Source organism: Thermomonas sp. LB-4 (assembly GCF_036409385.1).
GTDB lineage: Bacteria > Pseudomonadota > Gammaproteobacteria > Xanthomonadales > Xanthomonadaceae > Thermomonas.
This window is the reverse complement of sequence record NZ_JAXOFT010000007.1, coordinates 72,272-90,299: the sequence shown is the minus strand read 5'-3', so window position 1 is coordinate 90,299 and position 18,028 is coordinate 72,272. Positions and strand designations below refer to the sequence as shown.

The window sequence follows — 18,028 nt, the reverse complement described above, 5'->3', positions numbered from 1 at the left end:
CGGGTCGCGGTCAGCCGACCTCGACCTGGCGCTCGCGCACGAAGGCGACGAACGCCTCCGCCGGCAGCGCCGGCGACCAGTGGAAGCCCTGGCCGATCTCGCAGCCGAAGGCGTGCAGGCGGTCCAGGGTTTCGACGTCCTCGACGCCTTCCGCAACCGTCTGCAGGTCGAGGCAATGCGCCATCTCGATGATCGCGCGCACCAGCCCCTCGTCGTGCGCGTTGGCGCGCATCCGGCGCACGAACGACTGGTCGATCTTGAGCCGGTGCACGGCGAAGCGGCGCAGGTAGCCGAGGTTGGAATAGCCGGTGCCGAAGTCGTCGATGGAGATCCGCACGCCCTGCGCGCTGAGCCGCTGCAGCACGTCGCCGATGTTGCGCGCGTCGGCGACCAGCAGCGATTCGGTCAGCTCCAGCTCCAGCGCGTCCGCCGACAGGCCGCTGGCGGCCAGCGCCTTCGCCACCTCGCGCTCGATGTCGTCGCGGCGGAACTGCAGCGGCGACACGTTCACCGCCACGTTCAGCGCGCCCAGTCCCTGCCCGCGCCACGCCTGCGCCTCGCGGCAGGCCTGCTGCAATACCCACGCGCCGACCTCGTTGATCAGCCCGCTGCGCTCGGCCACCGGGATGAACTTGCCGGGCGGGATCATGCCCAGCTCCGGATGCTTCCAGCGCAGCAGCGCCTCGGCGCCGAGGATGCGCCCGCTGCGCAGGTCGAACTGCGGCTGGTAGTGCAACTGCAGTTCGCCCTGGCTCAGCGCCGCGCGCAGGCCGGAGGCGATGTGCAGGTGTTCGACCACGCTCTCATTCATGCTCGCGTCGAAGAAGCAGAACGTGTTGCGGCCGGAATCCTTGGCCTGGTACATCGCCATGTCCGCGTTCTTCAGCAGCACGTCGCCTTCCGCGCCGTCGCGCGGGGCCACCGCGATGCCGAGCGAGGCGGTCACCAGCACTTCGATGCCATCGAGCACGAACGCGCGGCCCAGCAGGTGGGTGACCTTGGCGACCACCGCCACGATGGCGTCCTCGTCCTGCAGGTCCCCCAGCAGGATCAGGAACTCGTCGCCGGACACGCGCGCCACCGTGTCGGTCTCGCGCACGCAGGCGCGCAGCTTGGCCGCGACCTGGCAGAGCAGGTCGTCGCCCGCGGCGTGGCCCAGCGAGTCGTTGATGGTCTTGAAGTTGTCGAGGTCGAGGAACATCACGGCGACCATGCAGCCGTTGCGGTGCGCCTGCCGCAGCAGGGTGCCCAGCCGGTCGCGCGCCAGCGCGCGGTTGGGCAGGCCGGTGAGGCTGTCGCGCTGGGCCAGGACCTCGATGCGCGCATGCGATTCCTCCAGCGCGCGCTTCTCCGATTCCAGCTGGCGCATGGCCTGGGCGAGGTCGCTGGTGAGCAGCCAGGCGAACAGCCCGGTGACCAGCACGATCAGCCCGATCACGAACGGCCGCCGCCAGTCCATCGGCACCACCGGCGCGCTGTGGAACACATCCAGCTGGTGCAGGTGGAACAGCAGCGCCACCACTACCAGCATGCTGGCCACCAGCGCCCAGAACATGCGGCGGAAACCGAACAGGCCGGTGAACAGCAACAGCGCCGGGAACGCCATCGGCGCCTCGTCGTACAGGCCCTGGTTGTTGAGCATCAGGGCGAACAGGCCGACCATCAGCGTGGACACGGTCAGGCCGACCGCGCGCGCCGCCTGTTCGCGCCGGTTCCAGTGCAGCGCCAGCGCCAGCGCCAGCATGACTAGGCCTTCCAGCCCGGCACTGCGCATGCGGCCGGAGGACAGGTTCATCAGCACCAGCAGGCCGAACACCGCCAGCAGCACCCACAGGAGTTGCTGCAGGCGACGCTGCTGCTGCGGCTGGAACGGAGGCGGACGCAAGGCGTCCGCGGAGAGGGGCGACGGCCGTGGCATGGTGCGGGGATCGCTGGCGAAGCGATCAGGCTATCAGGCCACACGGCCAGGCGCACGGGCTAAGATCGCCGCATGCGCCGACCCCTGCTTCCGCTTCTGGCCTGCGTGCTGGCCGCCTCCTGCGCGCATGTCGCGCCCACCCGCAACCCGCTGGCGGACTGGGTGCCGTCACCCAATCTGGATGCGCGCCGCGCGGTCGTCATCGTCCTGCACGCCACCGAACAGGGCTCCGCGCGCGAAAGCCTGGACACGCTGCGCACCGCCAACAGCGGCGGCCCGGTCAGCGCGCATTACCTGGTGGGCGAGGACGGCCGCCTCTATCAGCTGGTGGCCGATGGCGAGCGCGCCTGGCACGCCGGTGGCGGCCGCTGGGGCACCATCACCGACCTCAACTCGGCGTCGATCGGCATCGAGATCGACAACGACGGCAGCGAGCCGTACACCGATGCGCAGATCGCCGCGCTGCTGCGCCTGCTCGACGACCTGACCAGTCGCCTGTCCATCCCGAAGACCCAGGTCATCGCCCACGCCGACCTGGCGCCCACCCGCAAGCGTGACCCGGGCGCGCTGTTCCCGTGGCAACGGCTGGCCGAGGCCGGTTACGGGTTGTGGCCGCGCGGGGACCTGCGCGACCCGCCCGCCGGCTTCGACCCGTGGCTGGCGATGGCGGCGATCGGCTATCCGCTGGACGACCGCGCCGCCGCGGTCCGCGCCTTCCATCGCCATTACCGTGGCCGCGACGACGGCGACGATCCGCTGGCCACCTTCGACGCCGACGACCTGCGCATCCTGCAGGCGCTGGCGGCGCAGCGGACCGGCCTCGACGCGGTGGCCACGCCCTGATCCGCGGGTCAGCGGGTCCCGCGCAGCAGCGGATACGGATTGAGCGCGGTGCCCTCCCACCAGTGCTGCTCCGGGCCCAGCTGGAACACGGCGAAGTGCAGGTGCGGGGCGTCCGCGCTGGCGTTGCCGGTGCTGCCCACGTAGCCGATCACCTGGCCGCGCCGCAGCGGCTGTTGTTCGGCGATGCCCGGTGCGTAGCCCTGCAGGTGGGCGTAGTAGTAGGCGCGGGTGCGCTCGGGATTGAACTGGTACAGGGTGGTGCCGCCGCGCTCGCTCTCGAACAGCTTCTCGACGCTGCCGTCGGCCACCGCCAGCACCGGCGTGCCGGCAGGCGCCATGATGTCGATGGCGTCGTGCACGCGGCCGCTGCTGCGCGCGTCGTTGAAGGTGTCGCGCAGTTGCCCGGCGGTGACGCCCTGCACCGGCAGCAACAGCCGGTCGGTGGACGGTGTGGCCTGTTCGCCGTTGGTCGGCAGCGGCAGCGTCGCGGTCCGTGGCGATTCGTCGGCCGTGGCCGCGCTCACCGCCCCGCTGTCCGCGCCCGGTTCGATGCGCGGCGCGGCTGCGTCGTCGTCGCGCCGGCAGGCGATGCCGACGGCGGCCAGCGCAAACGTCAGGAACAGCAGGGCGCGCAGGTTGCGGCGGGTCCGGCGCGCGGCACGCATCGTGGTCATTCCTGGAAGCGCACCGGCGTGCCGACCGCCACCGCGTCCGCCACCGCCTGCGCGGCGAAGTTGGTCAGCCGCACGCAGCCGCTGGACTGGTCGCGGCGGATATCGCCCGGTTCCGGGGTGCCGTGGATGCCGTAATGCGGCTTGTCGATGCCCATCCACACCAGCCCCACCGGCCCATTGGGGCCCGGCGGCAGCATCGCGGGCTTGGCATCCTTGGGCTGGTCGACCAGCAGGTCCGGGTCGTAGCGGTAGTCGGGGTCGTGCACGACGGTGGTGATCTTCCATTGCCCGATCGGCAGCGGGAAGCGCGTCGAGCCGGTCGAAGCCGGGAACTGCGCGTACACCTTGTCCTCGCTGTCCAGCAGCTGCAGCACGCCGTCCGACTTGTCGACCACCAGCGTGGCCGCCTTCGGCAGCTGCCTTGCCGGCTGCGTGTACGGCACCACCAGCACGCTGCCTGCTTCCATGCGGGCGTCCGGGTTCAACGCCTTGATCAGCGCCGGCTTGCTGTTGAAACGCTCGCCCAGCATCTCGCCGATGTCCTGGTAGCCCAGCCGCTTCAGTTTCGCCTTGTCTTCGGGCGTCTCCGGCGTGGGTGCGTACGGTCCAGCCACGTCCCCGGCGGTCAGCGTGTACTCCACCAGCACGGGCGCCGCATCCTGGTTGAGCGCCGCCCATGTCGCGGCGTCCAGCGTGCCGCTCGCCTTGAGCCCCTTCGCCGTCTGGAAGCCGCGCACCGCGCGGGCCAGGTTCTTGCCGGCCACGCCGTCGATCTCGCCGCTGGAGTAGTGCGCGCGCAGCAGCAGTACCTGCGCCCGCAGCACGCCGTCCCTGCCGGTGGTGGTGGTGGCGTCGTTGGCGGCCTGGCCGCTTGCGGCGACGGGCGCAGGCGCGTCCGCAGCCGCCGCCTCGGGGGACGGGCCGGTGCCCCAGGCGCGCACCGGTTGCGGCCCCAGTACCGGCGCGGCCGGCGGCGCGGAAGCCGGCGGCGGTACCGCGGCGGCGGCGGCGGCGGTGGGCGCAGGGCCCGGTGCGGCGGCGGGCGCGGGCTGCGGGGCGGCGGGCGGGGTGCGCCCCATCGCCTCGTTGGCCGCGTCCATCGCCGGCGATTGCGCGCTGCAGGCCGCCAGCGCGGCCAGCAGCAGTGGGGTGGCATGTCGGAAGGGGGACATCGCAGTGCCTCGAATCGGACCTGCGCGGATCCTGCCGGGCAGCGGTTGGCGGCCATGTGAAGCCGGGCGCCGGAACGTGCTGAATTGCACTAAATTAGTGCAATGCACCCCGACGCCGCGGCCGCCGACCTCCTCGACACCCTGTCCACGCCCCTGCTCCGGCTGGATGCGCGGGGCGCGGTGGCGTTCGCCAACGCCGCCATCGCGCGCTGGCTGGGGGTAAGCCGGCGACGGATGACCGGCCTGCATGCCGCCGCGCTGGAGCGCGAAGGCAACCAGCTGGCGGCACGCCTGGCCCGGCCGCAGGACGCACCGACGCGCCTGCGCCGGGTGGGGCTGGCGCTGCCCGGCAGCGACACCCTGCGGTTCGCCGACCTGTGGCTGACGCCTGCCGAGGACTGCCTGTGGCTGGAGGCGCATCCGGTCGACGAGTTCCCCGGCGACGACCCCGCGCAACTGCTTCCCTCGGCCCTGGCCGCCTCGCTGAAAGGGCTTGCCCACGAACTGCGCAATCCGCTGCTGGGCATCAAGGGCGCAGCGCAACTGCTGGCGCGGCGCGTGGACACCGACGCGCGCGAGCTCACCGGCATCATCGAAAGCGAAGTGCAGCGGCTGGCCGCGCTGGTGGATGGCCTGCTCAACCCGGCGCCGCCGCAGGCCTTTGCGGACGTCAACATCCACGCGGTGCTGGAGCGCGTGCTGCGGCTGGCCGAAAGCGATGCCGGCTGGGCCGTGCAGCTGCAGCGCGACTACGATCCTTCGCTGCCCGAGTTCCCCGGCGACGCCGACCGCCTCTCGCAGGCGATCTGGAACCTGGTGCGCAACGCCATCGAGGCCGGCGCCGGCACGGTCACCCTGCGCACCCGCGTCGAACACGGTGCGCGCCTGGGCGAGGCGCTGCTGCCGCTGGCGCTGCGGCTGGAGGTCGCCGATGACGGCCGCGGCGTGCCGCCGGAACTCGCCGAACACCTGCTGCTGCCGCTGGTCAGCGGCCGCGCCGATGGCACCGGGCTGGGGCTGGCACTGGCCCAGCAGGTGGCACGCGAACACCGCGGCGCGCTGACCTGGCGTTCGCGCCCCGGCCATACCGTGTTCACCCTGCTGCTGCCGCTGGCGGCCGAACCGGAGCAGGCCGATGGCTGATGCGGCGCAGGTCTGGGTCGTCGACGACGACCGCTCGGTCCGCTTCGTGCTGGCTGCGGCGCTGGGCGAGGCGGGGTTCCGAGTCACCGCCTTCGCCGATGCCGCCGAAGTGCTGGATGCGCTGGCCAGTGGCCGCGTGCCGGACCTGCTGCTGACCGACGTGCGCATGCCCGGCGACAGCGGGCTGACCCTGCTCGACAAGCTCAAGGCCAGCCGCCCGCACCTGCCGGTGATCGTGATGTCCGCGCACACCGACGTGGCCAGCACCGCCGGCGCGTTCCGCGGCGGCGCGCAGGAATTCCTGTCCAAGCCCTTCGACATGGACGAGGCGGTGGCGCTGGTGCGCCGCGCGCTGCCCGAGCAGACAGTCGAACGCGCCGCGCTGCCGGCAGCGACGGTGCCCGAGCCGGCGCAGGCGCTGGTCGGCCAGGCACCCGCCATGCGCGCGCTGTTCCGCGCCATCGGCCGGCTGGCGCAGGTGCCGCTGTCGGTGCTGGTCACCGGCGAGACCGGCACCGGCAAGGAACTGGTGGCGCGCGCGCTCCACCGCGAATCGCCGCGCGTGGCGCGTCCGTTCGTGGCGCTGAACACCGCCGCCATTCCCGCCGAGCTGCTGGAATCGGAGCTGTTCGGCCACGAAGCCGGCGCGTTCACCGGCGCGCACAAGCGCCACATCGGGCGCTTCGAGCAGGCCGACGGCGGCACGTTGTTCCTCGACGAGATCGGCGACATGCCGGCCGCGCTGCAGACCCGGCTGCTACGGGTGCTGGCCGAGGGCGAGTTCTTCCGCGTCGGCGGACGCGAGCTGATCCGGGTGGACGTGCGCGTCATCGCCGCCACCCACCAGCCGCTGGAAGCGCTGGTGGAACAGGGCCGTTTCCGCGCCGACCTGTTGCACCGCCTCGACGTGGTGCGGCTGCAGCTGCCACCGCTGCGCCAGCGCCGCGAGGACATCCCGCAGCTGGCCGTGCGCTTCCTCGCGCATGCCGCGCGCAAGCTGCAGCTGCCGCCGAAGAAGCTGTCCGCGCCTGCGCTGGAACGGCTGCGCGCGCACGCCTGGCCGGGCAACGTGCGCGAGCTGGAAAACGTATGCTGGCGGCTGGCCGCACTGGCCCCGGGCGAAACCATCGGCCCGGCCGACCTGGCGCTGGCGCTCCCCGCCGCCGCCGCGCCCGCGGCGCCACCTGCGGACTGGACCCTGCAGCTGGCCGACTGGGCGCGCGCGCAGCTCGATGCGGGCGCGCCGGCGCTGCACGCGCAGGCCCGCGACCTGCTCGACCGCATCCTGCTGGACACCGCGCTTGCGCGCTGCAACGGCCACCGCAGCGAAGCCGCCGCGCTGCTGGGGCTGTCCCGCAACACGGTCACCCGCAAGCTGGGGCCGTCGCGCAGGCGGCGCTGACGGCCTGCCGGTTCCGGCCGCCGCCGGCACCGTCCTCGCTTTCCTCACCCGACCGCTGCCAAAGCCGCCGTTTCTTCATCCCGCCTGAAGCCGTTCAGCGACAAAGTATCCCCATCCGCAACCGGAGATCGCCATGCAATCTTTGCCCCGAGCCACCCTCGTCACCGTCCTCGCCGCAGCGCTGGCCGCCTGCGCCAGCACGTCGCCACCCACCGCGGCGCCCGCAGCGTCCGCCGGCTCCGCCGCGCCTGCGCACACTGCGAGCACCGCCAAGCAGGCCACCGCCAACCTCGCCTCGGCCTCGGGCAGCCTGGTCAGCGGTCGGCTCACGCTGGTGCCGATGGGCAACGGCGTGCACATCACCGGCGAGATCGGCGGGCTCCAGGCCAACAGCAGCCACGGGTTCCACATCCACGAAAAGGGCGACTGCAGCGCGGCCGATGCCAGCAGCGCCGGCGGCCACTTCAATCCGGCGGCGACGCCACACGGCCGCGCCGGGCATGGCGCGCACCACGCCGGCGACGGCGACAACCTGGTGGCCGATGCGCAGGGCGTGGCGCGGGTGGACGCACACTTCGCGGGGGTCAGCCTGGGCGGTGCCGGGGCCAACGACATCGCCGGGCGCGCCCTCATCGTCCATGCCAACGCCGATGACTACAGCAGCCAACCGGCCGGCAATGCCGGCGCGCGGGTGGCCTGCGGCATCATCCAGCCCACGCCGTAGGAAGGGCTTCATCCCGGCGTCGGTCCCGGGATGCGCGATGGCCCGCCGGCGCTCGTCGGCGGGCCATCGGAGGTCCGGCCAGCCCGGCGCCGCCGCCCACTGGCGGCGCGCCTGCGAGCTCGGCCGCAGGCGCGCCCGCCTCAGCGCAGGCAGTCGCTGTTGCCGTCGCCGCAGTGGACGAACTGCACCGGCACGCCGTGCACTTCCAGCACCGCCGCGTACTGCCGCTGGCGGGCCTGGAAGCGGATGAAGCCGCGCTCCAGCTTGCCGCTGTCGGTTTCCTGCGGCGCATTGCGCGCGCGCCAGGCCTGCGGCGACAGCATCGCGATCCGCACCTCGCCATCGCCATGGCGCGCCAGCGGTTCCGGCGGGGCGTCGAGCAGGAACTCCGCGTCCTTGTCCGCCAGCATCGGCCCGAGCAGCGCGTGCTCAAGCAGCGACCACAGCGCGTCCAGGCCGACGTTCTGGTACTGCATCGCCATCATCGCCAGCAGGTCGTGCAGGCTCAGGTAGCGGATGTGCTCGATCCGCGCGCCCAACCCATCCTGCAACGCCAGCGCGGCGTCGGCCTGGGCCATGCCGCAGTCGAACAGCTTGGATTCCAGCTGCTCCGCGGCCGCTGCCAGGCCCGGCCCGCGCAGCACGAACGGCATCACCCGCAGCCCGCCGCCGCCCAGCGCCGGGTCGCACTGCAGTGGCTGCGGCACGTCGCCCTGCGCGTCGGCGCCGAAGCCGATCACGCGGGCGCCCTGCGCCTGCCCCGGCGCGCGCTGCAGCAGCTCGAGGACGCGCTGGTGCAGCGGCCAGCCGGGGCGCAGCGCCTCGGCCGGGTCGAAATGCGCCGCCATCAGCGCCAGCTCGCAGTCGGCCACGTCCGGGGTCAGCTTGGCGAGGTCGCGGCCCAGCAGCGCGGCCACTTCGCCGGCGACATCCGCGGGCAGCGCGGCGCGCTCCGGCATGCCGCCGTCGCGCAGCTCGATGGCGATGACGCCGCGGAACACGGCAGGGTCTGGCGCGATGAACGACATGTGGAGTCCCGACTCGGAAGCGCAACGCTACACTCGACCCATTATGCCCGCGTCGCGGGCCAGACCCGAGGTGAGCCCATGCAACACGGTCGTCCCGTCGCCATCCTGGGTGGCGTCCGCATCCCGTTCTGCCGCCAGAACACGGCCTATGCCGACGTCGGCAACCTCGGCATGTCGGTGCGCACGCTGGGCGCGCTGGTCGAGAAATTCGGCCTGCACGGGCAGCAGCTGGGCGAAGTGGCGATGGGCGCGGTGATCAAGCACTCCTCCGACTGGAACCTCGGCCGCGAGGCCGCGCTGTCCTCCGGCCTGTCGCCGCTGACGCCGGGCGTCACCCTGCAGCGCGCCTGCGGCACCTCGCTGGACACGATCGTCCACATCGCCGGCAAGATCGCCACCGGCCAGATCGAAGCCGGCATCGGCGGCGGCTCCGACACCACCTCCGACGTGCCGATCGTCTACGGCAAGGCGCTGCGCCAGCGCCTGCTGAAGGCCGCGGCAGCCAAGACCTTCAAGGACAAGCTGGCGGCGTTCAAGGGCTTCCGCTTCGCCGAACTGAAGCCGGACTTCCCCGGCGTGGCCGAGCCGCGCACCGGCAAGTCGATGGGCCAGCACTGCGAGGACATGGCGAAGGAATGGAACATCTCCCGCGATTCGCAGGACGAATTGGCGGTCGCCTCGCATCACAAGCTGGCCGCCGCCTACGCGCGCGGCTTCTTCGACGACCTGGTGGTGAGCTTCCGCGGGGTCAACCGCGACAATATCCTGCGCCCGGACAGCAGCATCGAGAAGCTGGCGACGCTCAAGCCGGCCTTCGACAAGACCTCGGGCAAGGGCACGCTGACCGCCGGCAACTCCACCCCGCTGACCGACGGCGCCTCCGCCTGCCTGCTGGCCAGCGACGAGTGGGCCGCGCAGCACGGCCACGAAGTGCTCTGCCACCTGCGCGACGCGCAGGTCGCCGCGGTCGATTTCGTCCACGGCGAAGGCCTGCTGATGGCGCCGACCGTGGCCGTCGCCGAGATGCTCAAGCGCAACAAGCTTTCGCTGCAGGACTTCGACTTCTACGAAATCCACGAAGCCTTCGCCGCGCAGGTGCTGTGCACGCTACGCGCGTGGGAAAGCGAGGACTACTGCAAGACCCGCCTGGGCCTCGACGCGCCGTTGGGCCGCATCGACCCGGCCAGGATCAATCCGAATGGCTCCTCGCTGGCCGCCGGCCACCCGTTCGCCGCCACCGGCGCGCGCATCGTCGCCACCGCCGCCAAGGAGCTGAAGCAGCGCGGCGGCGGCCGCTGCCTGATCTCGATCTGCACCGCCGGCGGCATGGGCGTGGTGGCGATTCTGGAAAGATAGATCAATAAAATCAGTTGCTTGCCGACATCATGTCAACTTTCTACTAATTTGTTTTCATTTAGTAGTAAATTGACAGGTGCCATGAAAGTCCCTGTCTCGCCGCTCGCCTTCGGCCAACTGCTCGACCTCCATGCGAGCGAGTTCGGCAAGCTACTGCGCCTGCGCATCGGGCCGGAAGTCCGCGGCCGCTACGAACACTGGGATCATCTGCGCCACCTGCCTCCGCCTGACGGGCTGAGCAGCGAACTGTGGTGGCTGGCGATCAAGATGGCGCGCACCACCGCCGCACGCGACCTGCCGCTCAAGGACAAGGATGGGCAGCCGTTCCGGGTTGCACTGACGGACTCCATCGCGGAAAAACTGCACACGATCACGCGCGAGTGCTCCGGCTCCCTGCGCGGCCTGGACAGCATCGCCGACGAACGCGCGAAGGAACGCTTCCTGATCCGCTCGCAGATCGAAGAAGCGATGACCTCCTCGCAACTGGAGGGCGCGGGCACCACCACGGCAGTCGCCAAGGAAATGCTTCGCAGCGGCCGGGCACCCCGGGATCATGGCGAACGCATGATCCACAACAATTACCTGGCGATGCAGGAACTCAAGCGCTGGCGCGACCAGCCGCTGACGCCGGAAGCGGTCTTCGAGATCCACCGGCAGCTCACCGCCGACACGCTGGAGGATCCCGCACAGGCGGGCCGCTTGCGCACCGTCGATGACAACATCGTGGTGCAGGATGAAACCGGGCGCACCTTGCATGTACCGCCGCACGCGGACGAACTTCCCGCGCGCATGCAGGCACTGTGCGACTTCGCCAACGGCACCAATGAAGCCGGCTTCCTGCATCCGGTGATCCGCGCCATCGCGCTGCATTTCCAGATCGGCTATGACCATCCCTTCTGCGATGGCAACGGACGCACCGCGCGCACCTTGTTCTACTGGTCGATGCTGCGCTCAGGCTATTGGCTGACCGAGTTCCTGTCGGTCTCCAGCGTGTTCAAGCGGTCGAAAGCGCAGTACCTGCGCGCCTATCTGTACACGGAAACGGATGAGGCCGACCTGGGCTACTTCGTCGATCACCATCTTGATGTGATCCTCGGCGCCATCGACGGACTGCACGGTTGGCTGGCGCGCAAGGCGGACGAGCGCCAGCGCGCGGAAGGCATGCTGCGCCCCGGCTCGCGCCTCGGCGGAAAGCTCAATCACCGGCAGCGGGAATTGCTGCTGGATGCGGTGCGGCATCCGGACAAGACCTACCGCATCGACCGGCACATGCAGATCCAGGACATCAGCTACCAGACCGCCCGCTCCGACCTGCTAGCGCTGGCCAAACTGAAACTGATGCGCAGCGAGCGCATCGGCAAGGCATTCGTGTTCATGCCGGCCGGCGATCTGGTCGAAAAGCTGAAGAAGTAAGCATCGCCAAATCGGTAACACACCCAATGCCGCGAGCATGATGTGTTTCAAAGGCCCAATCCCCGGTATCGGTGGCGACGGAATGCCCTTGGCGAACGCGATCTTCGTTGTCCTCCTGCACGCTCTTGTTCTCGATGCGCCTTCGTCCTACGGCTTCAACGTCTTCTCGAACAGCTCCCAGATCCGCCGGTATTCGTCGTACCACGCGTCGGGATGGGTGAAGCCGTGCCGCTCCAGCGGATAGCTGGCGAGCTCCCACTTGTCCTTGCGCAGCTCGATGAGCTTCTGCGCCAGCATCACCGAGTCCTTGTAGAACACGTTGTCGTCGATCATGCCGTGGGCGATCAGCAGATGGTCCTGCAGGCCCTCGGCGTACTCGAGCGGCGAAGACCGCTTGTACGCCTCGGGATCGAGTTCTGGCGTGTTGAGGATGTTGCTGGTGTATTCGTGGTTGTACTGCGACCAGTCGCTGACCGGGCGCAGCGCGGCGCCGGCCTTGAACACGCCGGGCTTCTGGAACAGCGCGGCGAAGGCCATGAAGCCGCCATAGCTGCCGCCGTAGATGCCGGCGCGGTCGCGGTCGCCCTGCTTGGTTTCCACCAGCCAGTCGAGGCCGTCGAGGTAATCTTCCAGCTCGGGCTTGCCCATCCAGCGGTAGATCGCGGTGCGCCAGTCGCGCCCGTAACCTTCGCTGGCGCGGTAGTCGAGGTCGAGCACGAGGTAGCCCTGGTCCACCAGCAGGTTGTGGAACATCTGCTCGCGGAAGTAGTTGGGGTAGCGCGCCGACACGTTCTGCAGGTAGCCGGCGCCGTGCACGAACATCACGATGGGATATTTCCTGCCCTCCTCCAGCTTCTCCGGGCCGTAGAACTTGCCCCAGACGGTGCCGGCGCCGTGCTTGCTGGGCACCTGCACGAGCTGCGGCTGGATCCAGCTGCGCGCCTTGAAGTCCGCGCTGCGGGTGTCGGTGAGGCGCTGCGCTTCGCCACCGCCGGCATCCACCACCGACAGCTGCGGCGGCAGGTAGGCCAGCGAATGCCGCACCAGCAGCTTCGTTCCGTCGGGCGAGAGGGTGAAATCCTCCACGCCGTCCAGCGCGGTCAGCTCGCGCACCTCGCCGCCGGCGGCGGGCACCTTGCAGACCTCGTAGTCGCCGGGTGCGCTGCGGTTGCACAGGAACCGGAACGTGGCGCCATCGCGCGACACGCTGACCTGCGAAGCTTCCCAACGGCCCTGGGTGAGCTGGCGGCGGCGCGTGCCGTCCAGCGTGTAGAGATGCGAGAACCCGCTTTCCTCGCTGAGGTACCAGAGCGTGCGGCCATCCGGCAGCCAGCCGAATTCGTTGAAGCCCCAGTTGATCCACGCCGGATCGGTGAGCCGGTGGCGCGGCTGCAGGCGCGCGCCGTCGAGCGCGACGCTGGCGATCCAGCGGTCCTTGTTGTCGATGGCGCGCAGCATCACCGCGGCATTGCGGCCATCGGCACTCCACTCGATGCCGCCCACCTGCAGCGTGCGGTTGCCCTGCAGCGCCGGCTTGCCGGCGGCCTTGCGCATCTCCGCCAGCGGATCGACGGCGATGCCGGGCAGCGCGTCGAAGGCCAGCTCGGCCAGCTTGCCGGTGGCAAGGTCGGCCAGCCACAGCCTGTGCGGCAGCGGATCGCCGCGGCCGACGCGGGTGCGGACGTCCTCGAACTCCTCGTAGCCGGACTCGGTGACGTACATCGGCATCTTGCCGGCGCGGCCGCCGTCGGCGCCCTTCTCGCGGGTGACCGCCAGCAGCCAGCGGCCATCGGGGGACAGCGCGGTGTCGGCGATCTCCACGCCCTTGCCCAGATAGACCGGCGCCGGCGCGCGGGTGGGATCGGCCTTGCGCCAGTCGTCGGCCTGCACGCGCGCGGCGTCGCGGCGGGCGCGGTCGTCCTTGAGGGTGGCGATCAGGCGCAGCTGGCGGTCGCGCAGGTCGTCGGCCTTGGGCGGCGTGCCCGGCGCCTCTTCGGCCTTTGCCACCGCGGCCTGGGCCACGCCGCGGCCGTCCCAGCGATACCACGCCTCGCCCGCGCGCCACACCAGCGCGCCGCTGCTGCCCCACTGCAGGCGCGAGGCGGCCTGGTTGTCGCGGGTCAGCTGCTGCAGCGCGCCGCTGCGCAGGTCGCGCACGAACACATCGCCATTGCGGATGAAGGCGCTGCGGTTGCGGGCCGCGTCCACCACCGCGCCATCGGCGTCGAGGTCGGCGCGCGCGGCATCGTCCAGGCGGCTCGCGGCGGCGCCATCCACACCCACCCGCCAGGTATCGCGAATGGCGGCGCCGTCGCGCTTCTGCAGGTAGTAGGCGGACTTGCCGTCCCAGCCCCACCACGCGCGCTCCACCGGGTTGCCGATCCAGTCGGGATCGGCCATCGCCTGGGTCAGGCTGACCCGCTCGGCGGCGCGCGCGGCGGGCAGGAGGGACAGCAGTGCGAACGCAAGCGGGACAAGGCGCATGGAAGGATCCGAGGCGGAACGAATCCGGCAGCGTAGCAGCCGGTTTTTTCCGCGCCTGTGCCGGATGTCCCGACAGCGGTTCCGCCGCAGCGCGCTTTACCGCACAATCCGTGATTGATTCCGCAAACCCGATTCCCCCGGATCGCGATGCTTGCCTTCGTCTACAAGAGCCTGAAAAAGGCCGACACCTATCTCTACCTCGCCACGCGCGACGATTTCGGCTGCCTGCCGGAGCCGCTGCGCGCGCAGCTGGGCAGCCTGCAGTTCGTGCTGGAAGTGGCGCTGACGCCGGAGCGCCGGCTGGCGCGCGAGAACCCGGACGTGGTGCGCAGCAACCTGGCCAGCCGTGGCTTCCACCTGCAGTTTCCGCCGACCGTGGCCGATCCGATGAGCGACGACTGGGGCACCGATGCCTGAGCGCATGCCCGTGGCTGGCGCCGCGCTGCTCGTGGTTGCACTGCTGGCGGCCATCGGCAGCGGGTACGCCGGCGACGGTGCCGCCGCCGCGCTGGCTTGGCTGGCGCAGGTGCCGGCTGCACTGGGGATCGCGCTGCTCCGCGGCAGCCGCAACCAACGCGCGCTGGCCGCCGATGCCGGCCGGCTGGCGCTGCACTGGGGCGGCGGCTTCCTGCTGGCCGGCGCGCTGCTGGCCTGGCCACTGCTGCGGCTGCGCGAAGCGCCTTCGCTGGGCCACGCGCTGGCGTTGGCCGGACTGGCCGGCGCGCTGCTGGTGGCGCTGTGGTGGCGCTGGCCGGACTGGTACACGCTGGAGCGCAGCGGCGGCAGCGCGCAGTCGCGCTTCGCCGCCCGGCAGGCGCAGGATCCGGCCGCCTGGCGCGGCCTGCTGCTTGGCGCAGTGCCGGTATTCCTGCTGCTGGCGGGCGGCCTGCTGCTGGGCTGGCCGGGGCTGCTGGCGGGCGCTAGCCGCCTGATTGCCGGCATTGCCTATGCGCTGCTGCTGCCGCTGGCGCACTTCGCGCTGCAGTCGGCGGCGCCTGCGGTCGCCCTGCACGGCCTGCCGGTGGTGGAAATGGACGCCGGCGCCGATGCTGCCGGACTGGCGGAAGAAGCCTTTGGGCGCGCGCCAGCCATCGCGCCGCTGCCCGCCGAGGATGAGGTCAGTTCGGCCGCCGAACTCGCCGGCCTGAGCCGGCAGCTGTACGCCGCCGCGCGGCTGGGCCGGGTCGAGCGCGCGCTGGCGCTGCTGGCCGCCGGCGCCGATCCGCACGCGCCGCCGGAACCCGATGCGCGCGACCGCCGCAGCCTGCCGGTGCTGGCCGCGGTGCTGCCGGACCTGCGCCTGCTGCGGGCGCTGATCGAACGCGGCGTCGACGTCAATGCGATGCACGACGGGATGACGCCGCTGCTGGCCGCCACCCGCGACAGCTGGCACGGCCGGCCGGAAGCGGTGATGACCCTGCTGGCCAACGGCGCCGACCCGCGCCTGGCCGACGCCGACGGCAACACCCCGCTGCACCACGCCGCCCGCAGCTCCGACCCGGGCGTGGCGGCGCTGCTGCGCGACGCCGCGGCGGCCATCGATGCGCTCAACGCCGCCGGCCTGTCGCCGCTCGGCAGCGCCTGCGCCTGCGGCAACTGGCGGCTGGCGCGGTTCCTGCTGGAACGCGGCGCGCGCCCGGAGCCCGCTGGCGGCCAGCCCGCGCTGTTGGCCGCCGCCGGCAGCGACGAGGACGATCCCGCCGGCGTCCTGCTGCTGCTGCGCCACAAGGCCAAACCCAATGCCCGCGACGCGCGCGGCCGCAGCGCCCTGCACGAGGCCGCCGCGGCCGGCCACGCCGCCATTTGCCAGGCCCTGCTGGAGGCAGGCGCCGAGGTCGATGCGCGCGATGGCGAAGGCCGAACGCCCCTGCTGGAGGCCGCCCGCAGCGGCGCGCTGGCGGCGCTGGACATCCTGCTGGCCGCAGCCGCCGATGCCGGTGCCTGCGACGCCTCCGGTGCCAACGCGCTGCACCTGGCTTGCGCGGCGGAGGCGCCTACGCCGGCCATGGTGCAGCTGCTGCTGTCACTGGGCGTGGATCCGCACGCAACGGACGCGCAAGGCCGCAGTGCGGTGGATCTTGCGGAAACCGCAGGGCGCTGGACGCTGGCGGCGCTGCTCGACCCGGGCCGCAGTCCGGCTGCGCTGCGGCCCGACGAGGACGACCTGCCGGAGCGGCCGCCGTCGCTCCTGCTGCGGGAAGCGTTGCTGGAAGACGCCGACGCGGCACGCCTGCAGAAGCTGGCGGCGCGGCTGGAAAGCGACGACCTCGATCGCCTGCTGGCCGATACCGAGATCGCCGGCAGCCCGGCCCGCGTCGACTGGCTGCTGCGCCAGGGCGCCCACCCCGAGTACCGCGGCGACGGCTCGGCCACGCCCCTGCGTTGCGCCCTGACCCGCGGCGCAGCGGGCATCGCCGTCGCCCGCCGCCTGCTGGCAGCCGGCGCCTCGCCGGCCGGCGCCGGCGGGCTGGCGGACTATCTGGCCGGCTGCCTCGATGCGCCGGATGTCGCGGGCGCCGAAGCGTTCGCGCTGGAACTGCTGGCGCGCGGCGCCGATCCCTTCGCCGCCTCCGCCGCCGGCGACCCGCCGCTGCTGCTGGCGGTGCGGCTGGATTGGCAGGCGCTGCTGCAACAGCTGCTGGCCAATGGCGGCGATCCCGATGCCTGCGATGGCCGCGGCATGAGCGCGCTGCACCATGCCGCCAGCCTGGGGCGGCCGCGGATGCTGACCGCGCTGCTGTCCGCCGGTGCCGCGCCGGATCGGCGTGCCGCCGACGGGCAGACGCCTCTCGGGATCGCCCTGGCCAGCGGTCGCCGCGACCTCGCCGACTGGCTGGACTGGCGCGGCTGGCCGTTACCGCATCGCCCGCTGCGCGCCACCGACGTGCCGGCCGCCGCCATCACCGGCGACCGCGACGCGGTGCGCCGCCTGCTGGACCTCGGCTTCCCGGTCGACACCACCGACAGCCAGGGCTGCACCGCCCTGCTGCGCGCGGCCGGCGGCGGGCACCTCGGCCTGGTGGAAGACCTGCTGGCACGCGGCGCCGATCCCGGCCGCACCGCCAACACCGGCGCCACCGCACTCTCCGCCGCCGTCAGCATGCGCCAGCCGGGCATCGTCGAGCGCCTGCTGGAAGCCGGCTGCAGCCTGGAACAGCGCCTGCCCGGCGACGTCACGGTGCTGATGCTGGCTGCCGCGCTGGGCCTGCCGGAACTGGTGGCGCGGCTGCTGCGCGCCGGCGCCGACCTGCACGCGGTGGACGCCCAGGGCCAGACCCCCTTGCACTGCGCGGCCCTGTACGGCTTCACCGCGCGCGACCGCACCCGCCTGCTGGCACTGCTGGACGGCCTGCTGCTGGCCGGCGCCGACCCGCACCTGCCGGCGAAGAACGGCACCACCCCGCTGCTGTTGCTGCTGGGCGCGCGCGCGGAACCCGGCACGCCGAGCAACGAGGACGTGTTGCTGGCGGCGCTGGAGCGCCTGCTGGACGAGGACGTGCGGCTGGATGCCCGCGACGCACGTGGCTACGGCCCCCTGCACCTGGCCGCACTACACGGCCTGCGCCGTACGGTGCACGCGCTGCTGCACGCCGGCGCCGACCCGGCCCAGACCGATGCGGGCGGACGCACCCCGCGCGACGTGGCGCTCATGCGCGGTTATGTCGATATCGCCGCCGAGCTGGTGCCGCCCGTCGCGCCGCCGCCCTCGGGCGTATCGATGGCGCGCTTCCTGCGCGAGTAGCCGGGTCGCTGGCAGGCGTTGGCGCGACAAGCCACCCGCCGTCGCGCCCGCAAGAACCAGCGGCGCGACCAACCGCGCATGCAGACACCCAAGCTGGCAGCGGACGCAGCCCGCTGGCACCCGTCGCCG

13 protein-coding genes are annotated in these 18,028 nt (G+C 71.9%); 8 read left to right on the top strand and 5 right to left on the bottom strand.

Annotation, left to right across the window (positions count from 1 at the left end; translation table 11 throughout):
• Nucleotides 1-10: 10 nt before the first annotated feature.
• Nucleotides 11-1,885, bottom strand: coding sequence for an EAL domain-containing protein (locus SPK54_RS07275; protein ID WP_330947257.1), 1,875 nt, complete (start codon nt 1,883-1,885; stop codon nt 11-13).
• A 105-nt stretch (nt 1,886-1,990) separates the two neighbouring features.
• Between SPK54_RS07275 and SPK54_RS07270 the strand changes: the two genes are divergently transcribed.
• Nucleotides 1,991-2,761 (top strand): N-acetylmuramoyl-L-alanine amidase, encoded by a 771-nt coding sequence (locus SPK54_RS07270; RefSeq protein WP_330947256.1) that lies wholly within the window; start codon nt 1,991-1,993, stop codon nt 2,759-2,761.
• Between the two features lie 8 nt (nt 2,762-2,769).
• On the opposite strand, the gene SPK54_RS07265 is transcribed toward SPK54_RS07270, so the two are convergent.
• Nucleotides 2,770-3,426, bottom strand: coding sequence for a M23 family metallopeptidase (locus SPK54_RS07265; RefSeq protein ID WP_330947255.1), 657 nt, complete (start codon nt 3,424-3,426; stop codon nt 2,770-2,772).
• A 5-nt stretch (nt 3,427-3,431) separates the two neighbouring features.
• On the bottom strand, nt 3,432-4,607 hold the full coding sequence (locus SPK54_RS07260) for a L,D-transpeptidase (protein WP_330947254.1): 1,176 nt from the start codon (nt 4,605-4,607) through the stop codon (nt 3,432-3,434).
• 102 nt (nt 4,608-4,709) lie between these two features.
• On the opposite strand from SPK54_RS07260, the gene SPK54_RS07255 reads away from it, so the two are divergent.
• The 3 genes from SPK54_RS07255 to SPK54_RS07245 all read left to right on the top strand — a co-directional run bounded on the left by SPK54_RS07255 (nt 4,710) and on the right by SPK54_RS07245 (nt 7,876).
• The gene (locus tag SPK54_RS07255; RefSeq protein ID WP_330947253.1) at nt 4,710-5,750 is read left to right on the top strand and encodes an ATP-binding protein; all 1,041 of its coding nucleotides are present in this window, start codon (nt 4,710-4,712) and stop codon (nt 5,748-5,750) included.
• A complete protein-coding gene (ntrC, locus tag SPK54_RS07250; protein ID WP_330947252.1) occupies nt 5,743-7,152 on the top strand; it encodes a nitrogen regulation protein NR(I) in 1,410 nt (469 codons plus the stop codon). The genes SPK54_RS07255 and ntrC overlap by 8 nt, the downstream gene beginning before the upstream one ends.
• A 133-nt stretch (nt 7,153-7,285) precedes the next feature.
• The gene (locus SPK54_RS07245) at nt 7,286-7,876 is read left to right on the top strand and encodes a superoxide dismutase family protein (protein ID WP_330947251.1); all 591 of its coding nucleotides are present in this window, start codon (nt 7,286-7,288) and stop codon (nt 7,874-7,876) included.
• Nucleotides 7,877-8,016: 140 nt separating this feature from the next.
• Here the strand turns inward: SPK54_RS07245 and SPK54_RS07240 are convergent, their stop codons facing one another.
• Nucleotides 8,017-8,904 (bottom strand): hypothetical protein, encoded by an 888-nt coding sequence (locus SPK54_RS07240; RefSeq protein WP_330947250.1) that lies wholly within the window; start codon nt 8,902-8,904, stop codon nt 8,017-8,019.
• A 78-nt stretch (nt 8,905-8,982) separates the two neighbouring features.
• Between SPK54_RS07240 and SPK54_RS07235 the strand changes: the two genes are divergently transcribed.
• Nucleotides 8,983-10,260 carry an acetyl-CoA C-acetyltransferase gene (locus SPK54_RS07235; protein WP_330947249.1) on the top strand — a complete coding sequence of 426 codons (1,278 nt, stop codon included), beginning with the start codon at nt 8,983-8,985 and terminating at the stop codon, nt 10,258-10,260.
• A gap of 81 nt (nt 10,261-10,341) precedes the next feature.
• A complete protein-coding gene (locus SPK54_RS07230; protein WP_330947248.1) occupies nt 10,342-11,673 on the top strand; it encodes a Fic family protein in 1,332 nt (443 codons plus the stop codon).
• 147 nt (nt 11,674-11,820) lie between these two features.
• Here the strand turns inward: SPK54_RS07230 and SPK54_RS07225 are convergent, their stop codons facing one another.
• Nucleotides 11,821-14,157, bottom strand: coding sequence for a prolyl oligopeptidase family serine peptidase (locus SPK54_RS07225; protein ID WP_330947247.1), 2,337 nt, complete (start codon nt 14,155-14,157; stop codon nt 11,821-11,823).
• Between the two features lie 147 nt (nt 14,158-14,304).
• Here SPK54_RS07225 and SPK54_RS07220 point away from each other — a divergent pair, with 147 nt between their 5' ends.
• Entirely contained in the window at nt 14,305-14,574 is a 270-nt protein-coding gene (locus SPK54_RS07220; RefSeq protein WP_330947246.1) for a YcgL domain-containing protein, read from the top strand.
• Between the two features lie 4 nt (nt 14,575-14,578).
• A complete protein-coding gene (locus SPK54_RS07215) occupies nt 14,579-17,899 on the top strand; it encodes an ankyrin repeat domain-containing protein (protein ID WP_330947245.1) in 3,321 nt (1,106 codons plus the stop codon).
• The last annotated feature ends 129 nt before the right edge of the window (nt 17,900-18,028 follow it).